Below are 19939 nucleotides of genomic sequence, written 5' to 3' on the forward strand. Positions count from 1 at the left end.
GCCGCGTTTGGTCAAGGCTTTCCGGTGGCGGGTGTCACGTGCCGTCCAGGGTCGCCGGGTAGGGTGGGGGCATGACGACCCGCCCTGCTGAGCGTTCCACGTCCCTTCCGCGTTCGGCCGCGCGCGTGCTGCTGGGGGCGTTCATGACCCTGGCGGGCGTGGGGCACCTGACGTTCCAGCGGCAGGAGTTCCAGGCGCAGGTGCCGACGTGGCTGCCGGTGGACCGGGACGCGGTGGTGCTGGGCTCGGGGGTGCTGGAGGTGGCGTTCGGGCTGGCGATGCTGTCGGGTCGGCGGCGGCGGACGGTGGGGCTGGCGCTGGCGGCGTTCTTCGTGCTGATCTTCCCGGGGAACGTGTCGCAGTACGTGTCGCGCCAGAGTGCGTTCGGGCTGGACACGGATCAGAAGCGGCTGACGCGGCTGTTCTTCCAGCCGGTGCTGGTGGCCTGGGCGCTGTGGAGCACGGGGGCGCTGCGGAGGACCGGGGTGGGGGACCGCCGCGAGGATTAAGGGGCGTTCACGCTGGTCAACATTCAATGTTCTGTGAGGTCCGTGCTCGTACGCTGAGGCATGTTGACCCGCCTGACTGCCGCGATTGCGTCCGCCACCCAGCCCGGTGGGGCGGGCCTGGCCGAGGCCGTGCTGAGCATCACCGACACGCTGGTGGTCGTGCTGGACCCGCAGGGGCGCGTGGTGCGGTTCAATCCGGCGGCCGAGCGGCTGAGCGGGTTCAGTTTCGAGGAGGTGCGCGGGCAGGTGCTGTGGCCGTTCGTGCTGCCCGAGCATGAGGTCGCGGGGGTGGTGCAGGCCTTCGAGTCCCTGACGGCCGGGGATTACCCGAACCGGCACGAGAACCACTGGCAGACCCGCAGCGGTGAGCTGAGGTACATCCTGTGGTCGAACACGGCGCTGCTGGACGCGCGGGGGCGGGTGGCGCTGGTGGTGGCGACCGGCGTGGACGTCACGCGGGAACGGGAGGAACGCCGCGCGCGGCAGGAGACCGAGGACCGCTTCCGGGCGCTGTTCGAGCAGTCCGCGGACGGCGTGGTGCTGCTCGACCCGCACGATCCGGAGGTGCCGTGGCGGATCGTGGACTGCAACGAGGCGTTCTGCCGCATGAACGGTTACGCCCGGGACGAACTGGTCGGGCAGTCCGTCGATCTGCTGCACCCGTACCCGATGATGGCCGAGGAGGGCGGCGAGCTGTTCGCCTGGATCCGCGAGGAGGGGCAGGTGCACGGCGAGGGCTCGCACCTGCACCGCGACGGGACGGTCTTCCCGATCGAGAGTGCCAGCAGCGTCGTCAAGGTGGGTGGGCGCGAGCTGATCCTGGGGCAGGACCGCGACATCCGGGACCGCAAGCGCACCGAGGAGCAGCTGCGGCTGCTGGCGGCGCAACTGGCGCACGACTCGCAGCATGACGCGCTGACGGGCCTGCCGAACCGCACGCTGCTGCTCGACCGGCTGCAGGTGGAACTGCGCCGCGCGGCGCGGGACGGGCGGGCGCTGGCGGTCATCCACCTGAACCTCGACGGGTTCCGCCGCGTGAACGACACGCTGGGGCACGCGGTGGGGGACGCGGTGCTGCGCGAGGTGGCGCGGCGCCTGCAGGAGGACGTGCGCCCGTCGGACACCGTGGCGCGCCTGGGCGGGGACGAGTTCGTGGTCCTGATTCCCGACGTGGGTGGGCGGCCCGAGGCGGGCGGCGTGGCGCGGCGGCTTCAGGCGGCGCTGGCGCAGCCGATCGACGTGGACGGCCAGCCGGTGAACGTGCGCGGCAGCATGGGCGTGGCGGTCAGCCCGCCGGACAGCAGCCTCCCGGCGAACCTGCTGCGGCAGGCGGACCTGGCGATGACGCAGGCCAAGCGCGAGGGCAAGAACGGCGTGCAGTTCTTCCAGAAGTCCCTGGACGCGGCGGTGCACGGGCAGCTGCACCTGGAGGCGCGGCTGCGCGCGGCGCTGGACGCGGGGGGGCTGCACCTGCACTACCAGCCGCAGGTGGACACCACGACGGGCGCGCTGCTGGGTTTCGAGGCGCTGGTCCGCTGGACGGACACGCAGCTGGGGCTGGTGTCCCCGGCGCGGTTCATTCCGCTGGCGGAGGAGGCCGGGCTGATCGGGCCGCTGGGCGCGTGGGTGCTGGACGAGGCGTGCCGTCAGGCGGCCGAGTGGGGACTGCGCGTGCCGATCGCGGTGAACGTGTCCGCGCTGGAGGTCGCGCAGGAGGACTTCACGCAGCGGGTGCACGCGACGCTGCGCCGCCACGGCCTGGACGGCGGGCAGCTGAAACTGGAGATCACCGAGCGGCTGAGCGTGCAGGACCTCCAGCGGGCCGCGCGGCAGCTGGCGCAGCTGCATGGCCTGGGCGTGCAGCTGTCCCTGGATGACTTCGGGACGGGGCAGTCGTCGGTCAGCACGCTGCTGCAGTTGCCGCTGAACGAACTGAAACTGGACCGCTCGCTGATCACGGGTGTGGCCGAGTCGCCTATCGAGCAGCGGGTGGTGAGTGCCCTGATCAGCCTGGGCCGCAGCCTGAACCTGACGGTGATCGTCGAGGGCGTGGAGACCCCGGAGCAGCTGCGGGTCCTGCGGGACCTGGGTTGCGGGGCGGTGCAGGGCTACCTGACGGGCCGCCCGGGCCCGGCGAGCATGTGGACGCCGCACCTGAACGGGCCGCTGCCCCTGAACCTGCCTGAACGCGCGGCGGGGGACGGCGAGCCCCTGCTGAACTGAACCGCTCCGGTGGGCGGGGGTCAGGGGTCGGGCCAGCCGGGCGTGCGCCACGCTTCCAGCTGCCCGCCGGGCCGCAGGCGGTGGGCGTACAGGGCCGCGCCGCACGGCACCTCGTCCAGGGACAGGCGGTCGAGGTCGCACGCGAGGTTCAGCTGCGTGCAGATCACGCCGCGCCGCGCGACGAGCAGCGTCCCGGCGGGCCAGCGGCTCACGGCGGCGCGGAACGCGGCCGGGTCGTGGCGGGCAGCGCCGCGCAGGTGCAGCAGGTGCGCGGCGCGGCGCACGCCGACGCCGATCAGGGCCGCGTCGGCCTGCCAGGGGTGCCCGTGGGCACTCCGCCCGGCGGCGCGGAACGTCAGGTGCGCGCCCAGCAGGCGGGCCGCGTCGCGCAGCGTGGCGTGCAGGGCGTCGTCGGGCGTGCGGGCGTGCAGGTGCGCCAGCCGGGCGTCCAGGCGCGCCAGTGCGGTGGTGGGCAGGATCTGCGCGTACTGCGGCGGGTGGAACGCGACCGTCAGGGTGGGCGGGACCTGGAAGGGTGGCGGCTGGGGATCGCGCGGGTCGCGGGGCGGGTCGTCCGTCATGGGGTCTCCCGGTGGGCTGGATTGGGGGGACCCTCAGCGTGGCACGTGGGGGGCGCGGGTGCACGCGAACATGACCGGGCCGGGATGAAGGGAAGGGGACGCGCGGGCCGGGCGGGGGCCTTGCTACGCTTTCGGGTATGACTGCTTCCTCTGACGCGGATGTCCGCGCGAAACTCACGGCGCTGGTCCCGGCCCTGCGGCACTTCCACTCGGCGCTGCTGGACGTCGCCAAGGGCGAGTACGAGTTCATGAACGGCCCCGTGAAGGGCCCCTTCGAGCTGTACTCGCTGGTGATGAACCACCCGCAGTTCCAGTGGCTGCGGCCCCTGTCGGGCCTGATGGCGACGCTGGACGAGGTGCTCGACGCGAAGGACACCACCCTGACCGAGCGGAACCTGACGGACGTGCGTCAGGCGCTGGGCCTGCTGTTCGCCGAGACCGACACCCGCTTCGCGGAGTTCCGCGGCGGGTACGCCCGCGCCAAGGGCGACGCCCGTGTGCGCGAGACGGAAGCGAAGTGGCGCGAACTGCTGGGAGGCATCCAGGCGTAAGCCGCGTTATGTCACGGATTCCGTCTGTTCCGTTCGCCAACCGGGAAAACGCCGGTTGTCTCACTCCACGCCCGGAACCCGTGTTGTTCCCGCTCGCATCCGCTCGGGTGGACTGGGTTGGCCAACCCAGTCCACCGGAGTCTGCATGAAGATCATCGTGGGCCTGGGCAATCCGGGCGCGCAGTACGCGCAGACGCGGCACAACGTGGGCTGGCTGGTGCTGGACGAACTGGCCCGCCGCGCCGGGGCGTCCTGGCGCAGGGAAGGCAAGGACGCCGAGCTCGCCGAGGTCCGTCTGGGAGCGGGGGTGGGCGCGAAGGTGCTGCTGGTGCGGCCCCTGACGTTCATGAACGCGTCCGGGAAGGCGGTGGCGCCGCTGATGTCGTTCTACAAGCTGGGCGGCGAGTCGCTGCTGGTGCTGCAGGACGACCTGGACAGTCCGTTCGGGCTGCTGCGCGTGCGGATGGGCGGGCGGCACGGCGGGCAGAACGGCGTGCGGGACATCATCCGGCTGCTGGGGCACGAGGCCTTCGCGCGCGTGAAGGTCGGGATCTCGCGCCCGCCGGCGGGCTGGGCGGTGCCGGACTGGGTCCTGAGCCGCTGGCGCGAGGAGGAGAAGGCCGATCTGGCGGAACTCGTGCGGCTGGGCGCGAACGCCGCCGAGGTCTGGGCCACGTCCGGGCTGGCGGAGGCGCAGGGGCAGTTCAACGGCACGGACCTGCGCCCCAAACCGCCGGCCCCGCCGAAACCTCCGAAGCCCGCCCCGGCCGGGGAGGCCGTCCCGACTGGGCGAACCCTTCCGGACGCCCCGGCGGGCGCGGCGCATACTGGCGGGCGTGTCGAAAAAACAGAAGAAGGCTGACGCGGCCCCGGCCGCCTCGACGGCAGCGGACCTGCGCCTGGATCTCCTGATGCGCCTGTCGGACCTGCCGGGCGTGCCCGGTCAGGAGGACGCCGTGCGGGCCCTCGTGCTGGCCGAACTGGACGGTCTGGTGGACGAGGTGCGCGTGGACGCCATGGGGAACGTCATCGCCCGCCGCGCGCCCCGCAAGCCCAGGAAGGGCGAGGTTCCCGAGCGCGTGATGATCAGCGCGCACATGGACGAGATCGGCTTCCTGGTGCGCTTTATCGACGACCGGGGCTTCGTGCGGGTGCAGGCGCTGGGCGGGTTCGACACCCGCAACCTCTTCGCACGGGACGTCACGGTGCACGCGCGTGGCGGGGCGCGGCCGGGCATCCTGACGCCCGGCGGGAAACCCGTGCATATCGCCAGCCCCGAGGAACGCAAGAAGATCCCCGAGGTCAGGGAGTTCTTCATCGACCTGGGCCTGAGTGCCGACGAGGTCCGCGCGCGGGTGCGCGTCGGGGACATGGTCACGCTGGACCAGACGGCCCGGCAGGTCGGGCGGCTGGTGTGCGGCAAGGCCATGGACGACCGCGCCAGCGTGTTCCTGCTGCTGGAAACCCTGCGCGCCCTGCGCGGCCAGGAGCTGCGGCACGAACTGATCGCCGTGTTCAGCACCCAGGAGGAGGTCGGCCTGCGCGGCGCGATCACCGCCGCGTACGGCGTGCAGCCCACCGTGGGCATCGGCCTGGACGTGACCCTGGCGGTGGACACCCCCGGTGTCGGTCCGGACGAGGCCGTGACCACCCTGGGACAGGGGATCGGTATCAAGGTGTTCGACTCCAGCATGATCTCGCACCGGGGCCTGGTCGATCAGTTCTGGGACCTGGCGCAGGAGCGCGGCATTCCCGCGCAGCTGGAGGTCCTGGCGCTCGGCGGCACGGACGGCGCGGCCATCCAGCGCAGCCGGGGGGGCGTCCCCACCCTGACCCTCAGCCTCCCCACCCGCTACATCCACACGGTCGTCGAAGCCGTGCACGTGGACGACCTGCGCGCCGGGGTGGACCTGCTCGTCGCCTACCTGCGCTGAGCCGGGCATCCTGGCCCCCTGCTGGGTCAGGGTTCACCCAACGCCGCCCCCTGGCAACCGGGGGGCGGCGCGGGTCGTAATGGGGGGCGTATGGAACTCCTGTCCGGTCTGCTGTCGTCGCTGGGTCTGTCGGGTGCGGCGGGCCTGAACGCCTTCATCCCGCTGCTGGTCGTGGGGTTGCTGTCCCGCGCGGACGTCATTCAGCTGAACGCGCCGTTCGATCTGCTGGCGAACCCGTGGGTGCTGCTGGGGGTGGCGGTGGTCGGCCTGCTGGATTTCGTGGGGGACAAGATTCCGGGGGTGGATCACGTGCTGCACGTGGCGGGTGGCGTGGTGAACGCCGCGGCGGGCGCGGTGCTGTTCGCCTCGCAGGCGGGCGTGGCGGACGTGCCCCCGGCGCTGAGCATGGCGCTGGGCCTGATCGTGGCGGGGGGCGTGCAGGCGACCCGCACGGCGGTGAGGCCGGTCGCGACGGCGACGACGGCCGGTTTGGGCAACCCGGTGGTGAGCACCGTGGAGGACGGCACGAGTCTGCTGCTCAGTGCGCTGGCGGTGTTCGCGCCGCTGCTGGCCGCGCTGCTGCTGGTGGTGATCGTGGTGGGCGTGTACCGCTTCTGGTCGGCGCGGCGGGTGCGGCGCCTGACGTAGGCCGGGACAGGGAACAGGGGAGGGGAGAGGCGAGCGGGTGGCCTCTCCCCGCTGCGTTGTGACAGCGGTGTTCAGAGGCGTTGAGGGGTGTGCTCAATGCCTCTGATACGGATTCCGATTAATTCGCTAATAAAGGCCACCAGTGAAAGAGGGTCTGCTGAGTGATGAGATCAGGTTGAGCTTCCAACCACACGCAGCGTTCGGAGAGTGCCAATTCCACCTCTTCAATGCTGTCGAACGCCCGGTTCGCGATTGGTACATCCGTCAACGCCCAGAGCCGTTCTGCTGGCTGCAATTCCGGCGAATACGGCGGGAGCGTCACGGTCTGAATGCCCTCCGGATGCCCATCATCGGGTGGCACGTGGAAACCGGCCCCATCCTGAACGACCAGCACACGATGGTCGGCGCTGGCGCCGACCATGCGGGCAAACGCAGCCATGACGGCCACATACGCCTGTTTGTTGACGACTGGGATCAACCAAAACAGGCTCTCGCCGCTCTCCGGATTGGCAAACGCGTACACGTAGAGCCACTCGTACCCAGGCTGAACCGGACAGGTCAACGGCTGCCCAGTTGGTGCCCAGACTGGACGGCGGATTGGCTTGAGCCCGATCCGATGTTCGTCCATACACCACAGGGAGACGCGCGGTGAGAGACGCTCCGCCTGGCGGAGCGTCTCGATCAGGACTTTGATTTGAATGCTTCCTTCGCGGCCTCATCGCCCCCAACGTGCCGGGGGCGGGGTCGTTGGGGGGTAAAGCCAGCCGCTCGAAGGAATTCATAGGTGCGCCCGAGGTGAACGGACAGTCCGTACTGCTCCTGAAGCCAGTTCTGAACGTCTTTCCCAGACCAGACGATGTCCTGCTCGAAGTCGGCGTGTAATCGGGTCGCCAGGGTCTGTTGTTGCTCAGCGCTCAATAGCCGGGGTGCACCCTGATTCGTGTGGCGCCCGTCACACAGCCCGGCAAGTCCCCGGTCGCGGTAGCGGTTCACCAGATCGTAGGCGGTGACCCGGCTGTACCGGGTCACTTGGAGAATCTCTGGGAGGGGGCGTCCTTCAGCGAGGAGGGCCATGAATTGGGCTCTGCGCCGCTCGACGGCGCAGGTGCTGGTCGTGTAGAGGTGCCAGAAAGTGTCGGCGTCATGCGCCAGGGGAGCCGTCAGGAGTGTCTGTTTGATCTGACAATCATAAACCTTTTAATCGGAGTCCGTATGATACGGACTCCGGCTGAAAGGTTTGCAAAATCTTTCAACCCGAGCGGAGCGAGCAGGAGAGAAACGGGTTCCGGACGTGGAGTTGGCAGATCGGTGGTGTTCCGATCTGTCAACGAAACAAACGGAATCCGTATGAACCGAGCAGAGCGAGAAGCCGTCAACATCAGCGGTTGGAGTGGAGCCCAGGGGCGTGCCGTTGGTCCTTCAATGGAACTGGAAACCGCTGTGGGGGGCGTGCACGTTGTGCGCGGTTTCCGGTTCACCGTGCACGGTGGCGGGGTCACCTGGCATGCCGGGATGAGGTTTCGCTGCATCTTGTTCAGAGAAACCTAGCCAAATGCTCAAATAAATTTTGACATTCCGCACACATCTTCCTAAGCTGGGGGCATGCAGGGATGCGGTCGCTGCAAATTGCGCGGAAAAAAGGAGACGCCATGAAACTGGTCACGGCTGTCATCAGGCCCGAACGGGTCCAGCAGGTCAAGGAAGCCCTCTTCCAGGCGGGCATCAGCGGCATCACCCTCGGGCGCGTCAGCGGGCACGGCGGCGAGCAGGAAGTCGTCGAGCACTACCGCGGCACCCGCGTCATGGTCGAGTTCCGCGACAAGGTCGAGGTCCGCATGGCCGTCAGCGAACCCTTCGTGCAGGCCGCCATCGATGCCATCTGCCTCGGCGCGCGCACCGGCGAGGTCGGCGACGGCAAGATCTTCGTCCAGCCCCTTGAGCAGGTCGTGCGCATCCGCACCGGCGAGCGCGACAACGCCGCCCTGACCCCCGTCACCGAGACCCGCCTCACCCCCGCCTGAGGCGGAATCCACAGGAGTGCACCCATGACCCACCTCCGCAAGACCCTCCCGCTGGCCCTGATGCTGGGCGGCGCGGCCCTCGCGCAGACCGAGGCGCCCAAACTCGACACCGGCGACACCGCCTGGATGATCGTCGCCTCTGCGCTGGTCCTCCTGATGACCCCCGGCCTCGCCTTCTTCTACGGCGGCCTGAGCCGCACCCAGAGCGTCCTGAACACCATGATGATGAGCGTCGTCTGCATCGGACTGGTCGGCGTGCTGTGGCTGCTCGGCGGGTACTCCATCGCGTTCGCGCCCGGCGGCAACGCCTTCTTCAGCGGCCTGAGCAACTTCGGCTTCAATGGTCTGGCGGGGCAGCTGACCGGCACCATCCCCAGCTACATCTTCGCGGCCTTCCAGGCGATGTTCGCGATCATCGCCGTCGCATTGATCAGCGGCGCGGTCATTGAGCGCATGCGCTTCGGGGCCTTCGTGCTGTTCGGCGGCCTCTGGAGCCTGCTGATCTACGCCCCGCTGGCCCACTGGGTCTGGAACGCCGACGGCTGGCTGTTCAAGCTGGGCGCGCTGGACTTCGCGGGCGGCACCGTCATCCACATCGCCGCCGGGGTCAGCGGTCTGGTCGCCGCGTCCGTGCTGGGCGCCCGCATCGGCTTCCCCAAGACCGCGCACGTGCCCCACAACGTCCCCTTCGTGCTGCTGGGCGCCGGCCTGCTGTGGTTCGGCTGGATGGGCTTCAACGCGGGCAGCGCGCTGGCCGCCAACCAGACCGCCGCGCTGGCCTTCATGACCACCCTGATCGCCCCCGCCGCCGCGATGCTCACCTGGCTGGGCCTGGAAAGCGTCCGCACCGGCAAACCCACCGCCGTGGGCGCCGCCACCGGTCTGGTCGTGGGTCTGGTCGCCATCACCCCCGCCTGCGCCTTCGTCTCCCCGCTCGCCTCGGTGCTGGTCGGCGCGCTGGGCGCCGCCGCGAGCTTCGCCGCCGTGCAGTTCAAGGCCCGCATGAAGGCCGACGACGCGCTGGACGTCTTCGCCTGCCACGGCGTCGCCGGGATCGTCGGCGCCCTGCTGACCGGCGCGCTGGCCTTCACCACCGGCAGCGGCAAGCCCTGGAGCGAGCAGATGCTCATCCAGATCATCGGCGTGGCGGCCAGCGTCCTCTGGACCGGACTGGGCTCCTTCATCCTGCTGAAACTGGTCGGGCTGGTCATGCCGCTGCGCGTTCCCGTCAGCCAGGAGATCGCCGGGATCGACGTCAGCGCCCACAGCGAGCAGGGCTACTCCGACAGCGAGACCGGCCTGGGTGCCCCCGTCTTCGTCGGCGGCGACTGACGTCCCCCTGCGTCACCTCCTCTGCTCCTTCCTCTGACCTCCACGGGGCCTGACCCGGCCTGAATCCAAACAAGACCCTCCACGTCCGCTGGCCCCCGACCGCATCCCCGGGGGCCAGCACTTTGTCTGCCCTGGAAGGGCCAGATGACGTCTGGATGGATGACAATCTGCGCGACAACCCCACGATTTCTGCAAGGTCAGGTCTTCATGTTGGACAAATCTGCACTTTGGCCTTGACGGCCCGGTACCCTCGGGGCATGAAACTGGTCACGGCCGTCGTCCGGCCCGAACGGGTCCAGCAGGTCAAGGAAGCCCTCTTTCAGGCGGGCATCAGCGGCATCACCCTCTCGCGCGTCAGCGGGCACGGCGGCGAACAGTCCGTCGTGGAGCACTACCGCGGCACCCGCGTCATGGTGGAATTCCACGACAAGGTCGAGTTCCGCATGGTCGTCAGCGAACCCTTCGTGCAGGCCGCCATCGACGCGATCTGTAAGGGCGCGCGGACGGGCGAGGTCGGCGACGGCAAGATCTTCGTGCAGGCCATGGAACGCGTGATCCGCATCCGCACCGGTGAGGAGGACACGGCCGCCCTGACGCCCATCACCGAGACCAAACTCAGCCCGGACCAGCCCTGATGCGCCGCACGTGGCCCCTCCTGACCCTGCTGGGCGGCACCGCCGCCGCGCAGACCCCCACCCTCAACGGCGCCGACACCGCCTTCATCCTGCTGTGCTCGGCCCTGGTCCTGCTGATGACCCCGGGCCTGGCCATCTTCTACGGCGGCCTGGTCCGCGCGGGCAGCGTCCTGAACACCATGATGATGAGCTTCGCCGCGCTGGGCATCGCCAGCGTCGCCTGGGTCGCCGTCGGCTACACCCTGGCCTTCGGCCCCGGCGGGAACGCCCTGATCGGCGGCCTGAGCCACGCGGGCCTAGGGAACATGGCCGGTGAACTGACCGGCACCATCCCCACCCCGCTGTTCGCGGTGTTCCAGATCCTCTTCGCGGTCATCACCCTGGCGGTCGTCAGCGGCAGCGTCGTGGAACGCATGCGCTTCCCGGCGTTCGTGCTGTTCGGGACGCTGTGGGTCCTGCTGATCTACGCCCCGCTGGCCCACTGGGTCTGGAGCAGCGACGGCTGGCTGTTCAAGCTGGGCCTGCTGGACTTCGCGGGCGGCACCGTCGTCGAGGTCGCGTCCGGCGTCAGCGGCCTCGTCGCGGCGCTGGTCCTCGGGCCGCGCCTGGGTTTCCCCCGCATGGTCAGCGTGCCGCACAACGTCCCACTGGTCCTGCTGGGCACCGGCCTGCTGTGGTTCGGCTGGATGGGCTTCAACGCCGGCAGCGCCCTGGCCGCCGGGCAGACCGCCGCGTACGCCCTGCTGAACACGAACACCGCCGCCGCCGCCGCGCTGCTCACGTGGCTGCTGTGGGATCAGCTGCGCGGCGGGAAACCCACCGCCATCGGCGCCGCGACCGGCGCGGTCGTCGGACTGGTCGCCATCACGCCCGCCTGCGGCTTCGTCACGCCCGGCGGCGCGCTGCTGATCGGCGCGGTCGCCAGCACCGTCTCGTGGTTCCTGGTCGCCAACAAGCACCGCCTGCTGCCCGACGACGCGCTGGACGTCTTCGCCTGCCACGGCACCGCCGGGGTGGTCGGCACGCTCCTGACCGGGGTGCTCGCCAGCCCGGTCATCAACCCCGCCGGGACGGGCCTGCTGGCCGGGAACCCCGCGCAGGTCGGCAAGCAGCTGATCGGCGTGCTGGCCGCCGCCGCCCTGGCAGGCGCGGGCACGTTCGTCCTGCTGAAACTCACGGCGCTGATCACCCCGCTGCGCCTCACCCAGCAGCAGGAGGTGCGCGGCGTGGACCTCAGCGAACACCAGGAGGAGGGGTACCAGGAGGCGCAGAGCCCGCTGGCCGCCCCGGTGTTCGTCGGCAACGACTGACCCGTCCGACAACCCGTCCGCCACCGCCCATCTGCGCTGCGACTGCCCCCTGGCCCATACGCCGGGGGGTTTGCGTTGTCAAGCGCAGGGACGCTTGCCCTGCCTGAAGCATAAAGATGGTGTGTTAGGATGCAAGGTGAGTCTGACATCACCATCACCAGGGTCGGGCCACCGAAAAACTCACCGCACCCCCGCCACACCCCATGACGTTTCTGGGGCGCTTGACCGGGGTGCTTGAGTCACGACGGGAAAGGAGGAGTGAGTTTTGGACGTCTCAAGTCGAGTCTTAAGTGAACTGGCCAGCCGCGAGGCAGCGCTGGACGCGCAGATCGAAACGGCCCGCGCGCAGGCGCAGGAAACCGTGGACGCTGCCCAGGCGCGGGCCGCGAGCATCCTCCGCGACGCGGAAGCCCGCGTGAAGGCCATGCAGGCCGAGCAGGACCAGCAGCTCGCACGCGACGTGCAGCAGGTGCGCGAGGAATCCAGCGTCAGCGCCCAGGCGCAGGCGCAGGCCATCCGCGCCCGCGCGGAAGCCAAACTGGGCGAGGCCGTGGACACCATCATGAGGGCGGTGCTTCCGTGATCAACCCCATGCAGCAGGTCGTGATCGCCACGCGCAAACGCGACAGTGAAGCGGTCATTGCGGCGCTGCAGGACGCCGGGGTGCTGCACCTCAAGCCCATCACGGGTGGCCCGCTGAGCACCGGCAGCCTCGCCGGGGCTGACGCCCAGAGCCGCCGCGAGGACGAGCGCCTGCTCGCCCGCGCGGAGAGCACCCTCGCGGAACTCGGCAGTTACCGGCCCGCGCCCGCCTCCCTTCCCGCCGCGGGCAGCTGGGCCGACCTGATCGAGCAGGCCGCGCAGCCCACCGCGACCCTGGCCCGTCAGCGTCAGGACCTCCAGGCCGACCTGGACGCCGAGAGTGCCTACGGCGACGCCGTGCGCGCCCTGGGCCGCATGGCGGGCAGCCTGGACCGCAGCCAGCGCGTCTCGCTGCTGCCCTTCGTGCTGCAGGCCACCGACAACCCCGGTGAACTGGACGCCGCGCTGAAGGCCGATCTGGCCGACCGCTACGTCCTGGCCACCGAAACCGTCGGTGCCAACCGCGTCGGGCTGATCGCCACCCGCCGCAGCGAACGCGACCTCGCGCGCGCCGCGCTGGGCAAGGTCCGCCTGGGCGAACTGCGCCTGCCCGGCCGTTTCGACGGCCTGCCGCTGGGCGAAGCCGCCGCCGAGATGGACCGCGTCGCGAGCACCGGCACCGCCCGCCTGGGTGAGCTGAACGCCGAACGTGACCGTCTGGCGCAGGCCCACGCGCCCGCGCTGTACGCCATCCGCGACGCCCTGAAAGACCGCGTGGCCATCCACGACGTCCGGGCCGTCTCCGCGCGCGGCAAGTACAGCCTCGCGCTGCAGGGGTACGTCCCCGAGGACCGCCTCGCGGCCCTCAAGGGCGCCCTGGACCGCTTCGGCAGCGCCGTCAGCTACGACCTGCACCCCGTCGACGATCACCACGACGACCTCGTGCCGGTCGAACTGAAGAACAACAGCTACGTCAAGCCCTTCCAGACCGTGATGGGCCTCATGACGCCGCCCAAGTACGGCACCTTCGACCCCACCTGGGTCGTGGCGCTGTTCTTCCCGCTGTTCTTCGGGATCATCATGGCCGACATCGGCTACGGCCTGCTGTTCCTGTGGTTCGGCCTGTGGCTGCTGGGCAAGGCCAACCGCAACGAGGGCTGGGACCTCAGCTTCTTCGGCGCGTACGTGCCGCCCGTCACCCTGAAGGACCTGGGCTTCGTGACGAACGTCATGGCCGCCTGGACCATCCTGTGGGGCGTCCTGACCGGCGAGTTCTTCGGGACCTTCCTGGAGCACCTGCACGTCTTCTACATCAACCCGGAACTGCTCAACAGCCTCTGGAGCTGGACCGGCGTCCGCTACCCGATCGAGGAAGGCGTCAAGCACTACGGCCTGATCCCGATCCTCTTCCCGCGCCTGGAAACCGGGTACTTCAGCAACGTCGCGCTGGTCTTCGCGCTGTGCTTCGGCATCCTGCAGGTCCTGTGGGGCTGGGCCATCCGCGTGCAGCAGGGCATGAAGCACAAGGACCCTGTGCACACCTGGGAAGGCATCGCGCTGTTCGGCGGCGTCGGCGCCCTGATCCTGATGGCCTTCGCCACCAAGGCGGGCAAGGACTTCGGCGCGTTCACGAACTTCAGCGACCCCCGCGTCCTGCTGATGTACGTCGGCTTCGCCGCCTTCGTGGTCGGCTGGCTGCGCGTCATCAAGCACTACCCGCTGCTGCCCATCGAACTGCTCTCGCAGGGCGGCGCGGTCGTCAGCTACGCCCGTATCTTCGCCGTGGGCCTCGTCTCCGCGATTCTCGCCAAGCTCTGCACCGACCTCGGCTGGAGCCTGTACGAGAACATCGGCTTCCTCGGCATCATCATCGGTATCCTGCTGGGCCTGGTCCTGCACTTCCTGGTGCTGGCCCTGACCCTGATCGGCCACGTGCTGCAGCCGCTGCGTCTTCACATGGTGGAGTTCCTCAACCCCACCGGGTTCAACGCCGACTCCAGCCCCCGCTACAACCCCCTTCGTCGCCTCAGCCCCGCCCAGGGGCAGGTTAAATAACCCAGGAGTGTTCACCATGACCAAGTACAACAAGATCGTCCTCGCGTCCCTCGCCTTCGCCCTCGTCAGCACCGGTCTCGCCGCTGAAGCCGGCGCCGCCAACAACGACGGTCTGTACCAGGGCCTGCGCGCCGTCGGCGCCGGCCTCGCGCTCGGCCTCGGCGCCATCGGCACCGGTATCGCCCAGGCCCGCATCGGCTCCAGCCTCGTCGGCGCCGTCGCCGAGGACCCCAGCAAGGCCGGCAGCCTGCTGCTGTACTTCCTGCTGCCCGAAACCCTCGTGATCTTCGGCTTCCTCGCGCTGTTCATCCTGAACTGATATGGCGCTCGACAAGCTCCTCGAGAACGAAGCCCAGCAGGACATCGAGCGCATCCGCGCCGAAGCCCAGGGCCGCGCCGAGCAGATCGTCGCCCAGGCCCACGAACAGGCCCAGGCCCTGATCGACTCCCGCACCCGCCAGCTGGCCGGCGCGCGTCAGGCCGAACTGGTCCGCGCCCGCAGCGCCGCTGACCTCGACAGCAGCGCCCAGCGTCTCGCCGCCGCCGACAGCCTCCAGGCCCAGGCGTTCACGGTCTCCGAGCAGTACCTGCACTCCGTGACCACCTCCGCCGAGTACCCCATGATCGTCAGCAAACTCCTGCAAGAAGCCCTGCAGGTCCTGCCCGACGCCGAAGTGGTCGAGGCGGCCCTGGCCGAGCACGACGCCGTCCGTCAGGCCCTGGCCCAGCTGGGCCGGCACCTGGACGTGCGCCCCAACGAGCAGGTCAAGACCGGCGTGCGCCTGGTCGGCAAGGGCGGCAAGGCCAGCATTCAGAACACGCTCGTGGGTCGACTGAACCGCGTGCGCGGCGACCTCGCCCCGCAGATCAGCCGACTGCTGGCCGAGTAAGGACCGACATGCCCGACGACTACGCTTACATCAACACGCGCGTCCGCATCATGCGGACCAAACTGCTCGACGGACGCTCGCTTGACTCGGCGCTCGCCGCGGGCAGCTACCAGGAGTTCCTGCGGGTCCTGACCGAAACGGACCTCGCCGCGAACCTGCGCGACACCACCACCGAGCAGGCGGGCCTCGCCGAACTGGACCAGGCCTTGAGCCGCAACCTGTTCGACACCGCCCGCAAGGTCCTGGGCTTCGCCGACGGCGACGCCAAACGCGAAATCCAGGCCCTGCTCATGAAATGGGACCTCGTGAACCTCAAGACCGTCGCCCGCGGCATCATCACCGGCCGCGGCACCGACGCGATCCTGGCGAACCTGATCCCCGGCGGCACCCTGAAACCCGCCGCGCTGCAGGCCGCCGCGCAGAGCACCGACCTGCCCGGCGCCGCCGCCGCCATCGCCCTGAGCGGCCACCCGCTGGCCGCCGCGCTGCGCACGGCCGCGCAGGCCTACGCCAGCAGCAACCGCATGCTGGACCTGGAAGTCGCGCTGGACCAGGGCTACTACCGGCACGCGCTGAGCGTGGCGCGCAACACCAGCCTGCGCCGCTACCTCAGCCGCGAGATCGACATCACCAACGCCCTGATCGCCCGCGCGGGCGCCGGACAGCCCCTGGACCCCAGCCTGTTCGTCGCCGGCGGCAAGCTCGACGCGGCCGGCTACGCCCGCCTGAGCGGCGGCGACGCCGGCGGCCTGAGTGACGTCAGCGCGATCCTCGACGCCCCCAGCCTCGAAGACGCCGAGGTCGCCGCCCGCACCGCCCTGGACACCGCCACCCGCAACGTCGCGGCCGGTGACCCGGAAGGTGTCGGCGTGATCCTGGACTTCCTGCGCCGCAAGGAAATCGAGATCGCCAAACTCCGCCTGATCGGGCGCGGCAAGTTCTACGACCTGCCCACCGACCAGATCCGCCGCGAGGTGCAGGCATGACCCAGCCCAACACGCAACGCGTCGCGGTGCTGAGTGACGCCGAAACCGCCACCGGCTACCGCCTGGCCGGAGCCGCCGTGATCGAGGCCACCCCCGACACGGCCCTCGCCACCCTGGAACGCCTGATCACCGAAGGTCAGTACGGCCTCGTCGCCGTCGACACCGGCCTGATCCCGGACCCGGCCACCGCCACCGCCCGCGTCATGCGCGGCCGGGACCTGCCGATCCTGCTGCCCATCCCCAGCCTGCGCGACGCGTTCAACCCGGACACCGTCGACGCGAAGGCCTACATGGGCAAACTGGTGCGCGACACCATCGGCTTCGATATCAAACTGTAAGGAGTTGATGGTCGAGAGCAGAGGGATGATGGTACACAGGACTTTCAGTGACTGAACGCTTGACCCGTCAACCATCCACTCTCCACCATCAACCTCTCCGAAGGAGAACGTAATGACGCAGAACAAGAGCGGCGTCGTGAAGAGCATCGCCGGACCCGCCGTCATCGCGGACGGGATGTACGGCGCGAAAATGTACGACATCGTCCGCGTGGGCCAGGAACGCCTCGTGGGCGAGATCATCCGACTGGACGGCAACACCGCCTTCGTCCAGGTGTACGAGGACACCAGCGGCCTGACCGTCGGTGAACCCGTCGAGACCACGGGCCTCCCCCTGAGCGTCGAACTGGGCCCCGGCATGCTGAACGGCATCTACGACGGCATCCAGCGCCCCCTGGGCAAGATCCGCGAGGCCAGCGGCGACTTCATCGCGCGCGGCATTGAGGTCTCCAGCCTGGACCGCACCCAGCTGTGGGACTTCACGCCCAGCGTGCAGGTCGGCGACACCGTCGGCGGCAGCGCCATCCTGGGCACCGTGCCCGAGTTCAGCTTCACGCACAAGGTCCTGACGCCCCCCGACAAGGGTGGCCGCGTCGCCTGGATCGCCCCGGCCGGTCAGTACAACATCGACCAGACCATCGCGAAACTGGAAGACGGCACCGAGCTGCGCATGGCCCACTACTGGCCCGTGCGCGCCCCGCGCCCCGTCACCAAGAAACTCGACCCCAGCCTGCCGTTCCTCACGGGCATGCGCATCCTGGACGTCCTGTTCCCCCTGGTCATGGGTGGCGCCGCCGCGATCCCCGGGCCCTTCGGTTCCGGCAAGACCGTGACCCAGCAGTCCGTCGCGAAGTACGGCAACGCCGATATCGTCGTGTACGTGGGCTGCGGTGAACGCGGCAACGAGATGACCGACGTGCTCGTGGAATTCCCCGAACTGGAAGACCCCAAGACCGGCGGCCCCCTGATGCACCGCACGATCCTGATCGCCAACACGTCCAACATGCCCGTGGCCGCCCGCGAAGCGAGCGTCTACACCGGCATCACGCTGGCCGAGTACTTCCGCGACCAGGGCTACAGCGTGTCCCTGATGGCCGACAGCACCAGCCGCTGGGCCGAGGCGCTCCGCGAAATCTCCTCCCGCCTGGAAGAGATGCCCGCCGAAGAAGGTTACCCGCCCTACCTGGGCGCCAAGCTGGCCGCGTTCTACGAGCGCGCCGGGGCCGTCAAGACCCTCGCCGGTGAAGACGGCGCGGTGTCCGTGATCGGCGCCGTCAGCCCCGCCGGCGGCGACATGTCCGAGCCCGTCACGCAGGCCACCCTGCGTATCACCGGCGCCTTCTGGCGTCTGGACGCCGGCCTCGCCCGCCGCCGTCACTTCCCCGCGATCAACTGGAACGGCTCCTACAGCCTGTTCACCCCGATCCTGGACTCCTGGTACCGCGCCAACGTCGGCGAGGACTTCCCGGAACTGCGCCAGCGCATCGGCACGATCCTCCAGGAAGAGGCCGCGCTGCAGGAAGTCGTGCAGCTCGTCGGCCCCGACGCCCTGCAGGACAACGAGCGCCTGATCATCGAGACCGGCCGCATGCTGAGGCAGGACTTCCTGCAGCAGAACGGCTTCGACCCCGTCGACGCCAGCGCCAGCATGCCCAAGAACTACGGCCTGATGCGCATGTTCCTGAAGTTCTACGACCAGGCCGACGCGGCCCTGAGGAGCGGCAGCACCATCGACGAAATCATCCAGAGCCCCATCATCGAGCGACTCGCCCGCGCCCGCTACACGCCCGAAGGTGACTTCGCCGCGTACACCGACAGCGTCCTCGGCGAGCTCGACAGCAGCTTCAAGGCGGTGAAAGCGTGACCCTCCTCCAGAAGGAATACAACGACGTCGCGTACATCTCCGGCCCTCTGCTGTTCGTGAATGCCGCCAGCGACCTCGCGTACGGCGCCATCGTGAACATCAAGGACGCGAGCGGTAAGCTCCGCGGCGGTCAGGTCATCTCCGTGACCGACCAGAACGCCGTCATTCAGGTGTTCGAAGAGACCCGCGGTCTGGACCTCGCGACCGCCAGCGTCAGCCTCGTCGAAGACGTGGCCCGCCTGGGCGTCAGCAAGGAAATGATCGGCCGCCGCTTCGACGGCCTGGGCCGCCCCATCGACGGGCTGCCCGCCGTGGTCGCCGAGAAGCGCCTGAGCATCAACGGCCAGCCCATGAACCCCGCCGCGCGCGCCAAGCCCGAGGAGTTCATCCAGACCGGCATCAGCACCATCGACGTGCAGACCAGCCTGATCCGCGGCCAGAAGCTGCCGATCTTCAGCGGCTCGGGCCTCCCGCACAACGAACTCGCCGCGCAGATCGCCCGCCAGGCCAAGGTGCCCGGCCACGAGGGTGACTTCGCCGTGGTGTTCGCCGCGATGGGCCTGACCCAGCGCGAGGTCAGCTTCTTCACGCAGGAATTCGAACGCACCGGCGCCCTGGCCCGCTCCGTGCTGTTCCTGAACAAGGCCGACGACCCCGCGGTCGAGCGTCTGCTGACCCCCCGCATGGCCCTGACCACCGCCGAGTACCTGGCCTTCGAGCACGGCTACCACGTGCTGGTGATCCTGACCGACCTGACGAACTACTGCGAGGCCCTCCGTGAAATCGGCGGCGCGCGCGAGGAGATCCCCGGTCGCCGCGGCTTCCCCGGCTACATGTACACCGACCTCGCGAGCCTGTACGAGCGCGCGGGCGTCGTGGACGGCAAGCCCGGCTCGGTCACCCAGGTGCCGATCCTGTCGATGCCCGACGACGACATCACCCACCCCATCCCCGACCTGACCGGCTACATCACCGAAGGTCAGATCGTGGTCGACCGCACCCTGAACTCCAAGGGCGTGTTCCCCCCGATCAACCCCCTGCCCAGCCTGAGCCGCCTTCAGGGCAACGGCATCGGCAAGGGCAAGACCCGCGCCGACCACAAGAACATCAGCGACCAGCTGTTCGCCGCGTACGCCAACGGCCTGGACCTGCGCAAACTGGTGGCCATCACCGGTGAAGACGCGCTGACCGAGACCGACAAGCTGTACCTGAAGTTCGCCAACGACTTCGAGGAATACTTCATCGGCCAGGGCGACCAGGACCGCAGCATCGAGGACAGCCTGACCGTCGCGTGGGGCATCCTCAGCAAGCTGCCCCAGAGCCAGCTGACCCGCATCGGCAAGGACGCCATCGACAAGTACTACGGCACGAAGATGGACGAGATGTGGAAGGGCAGCCGCTCCACGAAGTAACCCCCCCAGGGGCTGAAGGGGGACCCCACCGCTTGCGGACTCGCCCTTCAACCCCTGACCATGAACGCCAG

The 19939-nt window shown here is 69.3% G+C and carries 21 protein-coding genes; 18 read left to right on the top strand and 3 right to left on the bottom strand.

Annotation, left to right across the window (positions count from 1 at the left end; all coding sequences use genetic code 11):
• Positions 1-71 precede the first annotated feature (71 nt).
• Both DEIGR_RS00830 and DEIGR_RS00835 read left to right on the top strand, forming a co-directional pair.
• Complete coding sequence (locus DEIGR_RS00830; RefSeq protein ID WP_058974447.1) at positions 72-509, top strand: DoxX family protein; 438 nt, start codon at positions 72-74, stop codon at positions 507-509.
• Positions 510-569: 60 nt separating this feature from the next.
• Positions 570-2732: a putative bifunctional diguanylate cyclase/phosphodiesterase gene (locus DEIGR_RS00835; protein WP_058974449.1), complete on the top strand. Its 2163-nt coding sequence runs from the start codon at positions 570-572 to the stop codon at positions 2730-2732.
• A 20-nt stretch (positions 2733-2752) separates the two neighbouring features.
• Here DEIGR_RS00835 and DEIGR_RS00840 read toward each other — a convergent pair whose 3' ends face one another.
• Positions 2753-3313 (bottom strand): hypothetical protein, encoded by a 561-nt coding sequence (locus tag DEIGR_RS00840; RefSeq protein WP_058974451.1) that lies wholly within the window; start codon positions 3311-3313, stop codon positions 2753-2755.
• 137 nt (positions 3314-3450) lie between these two features.
• Between DEIGR_RS00840 and DEIGR_RS00845 the strand changes: the two genes are divergently transcribed.
• The 4 genes from DEIGR_RS00845 (at position 3451) to DEIGR_RS00860 (ending at position 6446) form a co-directional block, all read left to right on the top strand.
• Positions 3451-3864, top strand: coding sequence for a hypothetical protein (locus tag DEIGR_RS00845; protein WP_058974454.1), 414 nt, complete (start codon positions 3451-3453; stop codon positions 3862-3864).
• A 145-nt stretch (positions 3865-4009) separates the two neighbouring features.
• Positions 4010-4726, top strand: coding sequence for an aminoacyl-tRNA hydrolase (gene pth, locus DEIGR_RS00850; RefSeq protein ID WP_083523878.1), 717 nt, complete (start codon positions 4010-4012; stop codon positions 4724-4726).
• Entirely contained in the window at positions 4701-5798 is a 1098-nt protein-coding gene (locus DEIGR_RS00855) for a M42 family metallopeptidase (protein ID WP_236704615.1), read from the top strand. The genes pth and DEIGR_RS00855 overlap by 26 nt, the downstream gene beginning before the upstream one ends.
• A gap of 90 nt (positions 5799-5888) precedes the next feature.
• Complete coding sequence (locus DEIGR_RS00860) at positions 5889-6446, top strand: DUF4126 domain-containing protein (protein WP_058974456.1); 558 nt, start codon at positions 5889-5891, stop codon at positions 6444-6446.
• A gap of 118 nt (positions 6447-6564) precedes the next feature.
• Here the strand turns inward: DEIGR_RS00860 and DEIGR_RS00865 are convergent, their stop codons facing one another.
• Both DEIGR_RS00865 and DEIGR_RS19525 read right to left on the bottom strand, forming a co-directional pair.
• Entirely contained in the window at positions 6565-7146 is a 582-nt protein-coding gene (locus DEIGR_RS00865) for an IS630 family transposase (RefSeq protein ID WP_153013576.1), read from the bottom strand.
• Positions 7128-7625 (bottom strand): winged helix-turn-helix domain-containing protein, encoded by a 498-nt coding sequence (locus tag DEIGR_RS19525; protein WP_322787165.1) that lies wholly within the window; start codon positions 7623-7625, stop codon positions 7128-7130. Before DEIGR_RS19525 ends, DEIGR_RS00865 begins: the two co-directional genes overlap by 19 nt.
• A gap of 470 nt (positions 7626-8095) precedes the next feature.
• Between DEIGR_RS19525 and DEIGR_RS00870 the strand changes: the two genes are divergently transcribed.
• From DEIGR_RS00870 to DEIGR_RS00925, 12 genes are all read left to right on the top strand, one after another.
• The gene (locus tag DEIGR_RS00870; RefSeq protein ID WP_046843662.1) at positions 8096-8467 is read left to right on the top strand and encodes a P-II family nitrogen regulator; all 372 of its coding nucleotides are present in this window, start codon (positions 8096-8098) and stop codon (positions 8465-8467) included.
• 24 nt (positions 8468-8491) lie between these two features.
• On the top strand, positions 8492-9799 hold the full coding sequence (locus DEIGR_RS00875; protein WP_058974460.1) for an ammonium transporter: 1308 nt from the start codon (positions 8492-8494) through the stop codon (positions 9797-9799).
• A 257-nt stretch (positions 9800-10056) separates the two neighbouring features.
• Positions 10057-10434 carry a P-II family nitrogen regulator gene (locus DEIGR_RS00880; RefSeq protein WP_058974461.1) on the top strand — a complete coding sequence of 126 codons (378 nt, stop codon included), beginning with the start codon at positions 10057-10059 and terminating at the stop codon, positions 10432-10434.
• Positions 10434-11744 (top strand): ammonium transporter, encoded by a 1311-nt coding sequence (locus tag DEIGR_RS00885; RefSeq protein ID WP_058974463.1) that lies wholly within the window; start codon positions 10434-10436, stop codon positions 11742-11744. Before DEIGR_RS00880 ends, DEIGR_RS00885 begins: the two co-directional genes overlap by 1 nt.
• 265 nt (positions 11745-12009) lie before the next feature.
• Positions 12010-12327: a V-type ATPase subunit subunit G family protein gene (locus DEIGR_RS00890; RefSeq protein WP_058974465.1), complete on the top strand. Its 318-nt coding sequence runs from the start codon at positions 12010-12012 to the stop codon at positions 12325-12327.
• Positions 12324-14381: a V-type ATP synthase subunit I gene (locus DEIGR_RS00895; protein ID WP_058974467.1), complete on the top strand. Its 2058-nt coding sequence runs from the start codon at positions 12324-12326 to the stop codon at positions 14379-14381. Before DEIGR_RS00890 ends, DEIGR_RS00895 begins: the two co-directional genes overlap by 4 nt.
• A gap of 16 nt (positions 14382-14397) precedes the next feature.
• Positions 14398-14700, top strand: a complete 303-nt coding sequence (locus tag DEIGR_RS00900; RefSeq protein ID WP_046845058.1) for an ATP synthase subunit K — start codon at positions 14398-14400, stop codon at positions 14698-14700.
• Between the two features lies 1 nt (position 14701).
• Positions 14702-15271 (top strand): V-type ATP synthase subunit E, encoded by a 570-nt coding sequence (locus DEIGR_RS00905; protein ID WP_058974469.1) that lies wholly within the window; start codon positions 14702-14704, stop codon positions 15269-15271.
• 8 nt (positions 15272-15279) lie between these two features.
• A complete protein-coding gene (locus DEIGR_RS00910; RefSeq protein WP_058974472.1) occupies positions 15280-16257 on the top strand; it encodes a V0D/AC39 family V-type ATPase subunit in 978 nt (325 codons plus the stop codon).
• Positions 16254-16595 carry a V-type ATP synthase subunit F gene (locus DEIGR_RS00915; protein ID WP_058974473.1) on the top strand — a complete coding sequence of 114 codons (342 nt, stop codon included), beginning with the start codon at positions 16254-16256 and terminating at the stop codon, positions 16593-16595. Before DEIGR_RS00910 ends, DEIGR_RS00915 begins: the two co-directional genes overlap by 4 nt.
• A gap of 112 nt (positions 16596-16707) precedes the next feature.
• Complete coding sequence (locus DEIGR_RS00920) at positions 16708-18456, top strand: V-type ATP synthase subunit A (RefSeq protein ID WP_058974475.1); 1749 nt, start codon at positions 16708-16710, stop codon at positions 18454-18456.
• Positions 18453-19868, top strand: coding sequence for a V-type ATP synthase subunit B (locus DEIGR_RS00925; RefSeq protein ID WP_058974478.1), 1416 nt, complete (start codon positions 18453-18455; stop codon positions 19866-19868). Before DEIGR_RS00920 ends, DEIGR_RS00925 begins: the two co-directional genes overlap by 4 nt.
• Positions 19869-19939 lie beyond the last annotated feature (71 nt).

The organism is Deinococcus grandis (assembly GCF_001485435.1).
GTDB lineage: Bacteria > Deinococcota > Deinococci > Deinococcales > Deinococcaceae > Deinococcus > Deinococcus grandis.

Bases quoted from the DNA above. Each gene is read 5' to 3' on its own strand.
- DEIGR_RS00835 (WP_058974449.1), top strand. From the start codon at position 570: ATGTTGACCCGCCTGACTGCCGCGATTGCGTCCGCCACCCAGCCCGGT.
- DEIGR_RS00840 (WP_058974451.1), bottom strand. From the start codon at position 3,313: ATGACGGACGACCCGCCCCGCGACCCGCGCGATCCCCAGCCGCCACCC.
- DEIGR_RS00900 (WP_046845058.1), top strand. From the start codon at position 14,398: ATGACCAAGTACAACAAGATCGTCCTCGCGTCCCTCGCCTTCGCCCTC.
- DEIGR_RS00920 (WP_058974475.1), top strand. From the start codon at position 16,708: ATGACGCAGAACAAGAGCGGCGTCGTGAAGAGCATCGCCGGACCCGCC.
- DEIGR_RS00845 (WP_058974454.1), top strand. From the start codon at position 3,451: ATGACTGCTTCCTCTGACGCGGATGTCCGCGCGAAACTCACGGCGCTG.
- DEIGR_RS00880 (WP_058974461.1), top strand. From the start codon at position 10,057: ATGAAACTGGTCACGGCCGTCGTCCGGCCCGAACGGGTCCAGCAGGTC.
- DEIGR_RS00830 (WP_058974447.1), top strand. From the start codon at position 72: ATGACGACCCGCCCTGCTGAGCGTTCCACGTCCCTTCCGCGTTCGGCC.
- DEIGR_RS00860 (WP_058974456.1), top strand. From the start codon at position 5,889: ATGGAACTCCTGTCCGGTCTGCTGTCGTCGCTGGGTCTGTCGGGTGCG.
- DEIGR_RS00905 (WP_058974469.1), top strand. From the start codon at position 14,702: ATGGCGCTCGACAAGCTCCTCGAGAACGAAGCCCAGCAGGACATCGAG.
- DEIGR_RS00915 (WP_058974473.1), top strand. From the start codon at position 16,254: ATGACCCAGCCCAACACGCAACGCGTCGCGGTGCTGAGTGACGCCGAA.
- DEIGR_RS00870 (WP_046843662.1), top strand. From the start codon at position 8,096: ATGAAACTGGTCACGGCTGTCATCAGGCCCGAACGGGTCCAGCAGGTC.
- DEIGR_RS00885 (WP_058974463.1), top strand. From the start codon at position 10,434: ATGCGCCGCACGTGGCCCCTCCTGACCCTGCTGGGCGGCACCGCCGCC.
- DEIGR_RS00910 (WP_058974472.1), top strand. From the start codon at position 15,280: ATGCCCGACGACTACGCTTACATCAACACGCGCGTCCGCATCATGCGG.
- pth (WP_083523878.1), top strand. From the start codon at position 4,010: ATGAAGATCATCGTGGGCCTGGGCAATCCGGGCGCGCAGTACGCGCAG.
- DEIGR_RS00875 (WP_058974460.1), top strand. From the start codon at position 8,492: ATGACCCACCTCCGCAAGACCCTCCCGCTGGCCCTGATGCTGGGCGGC.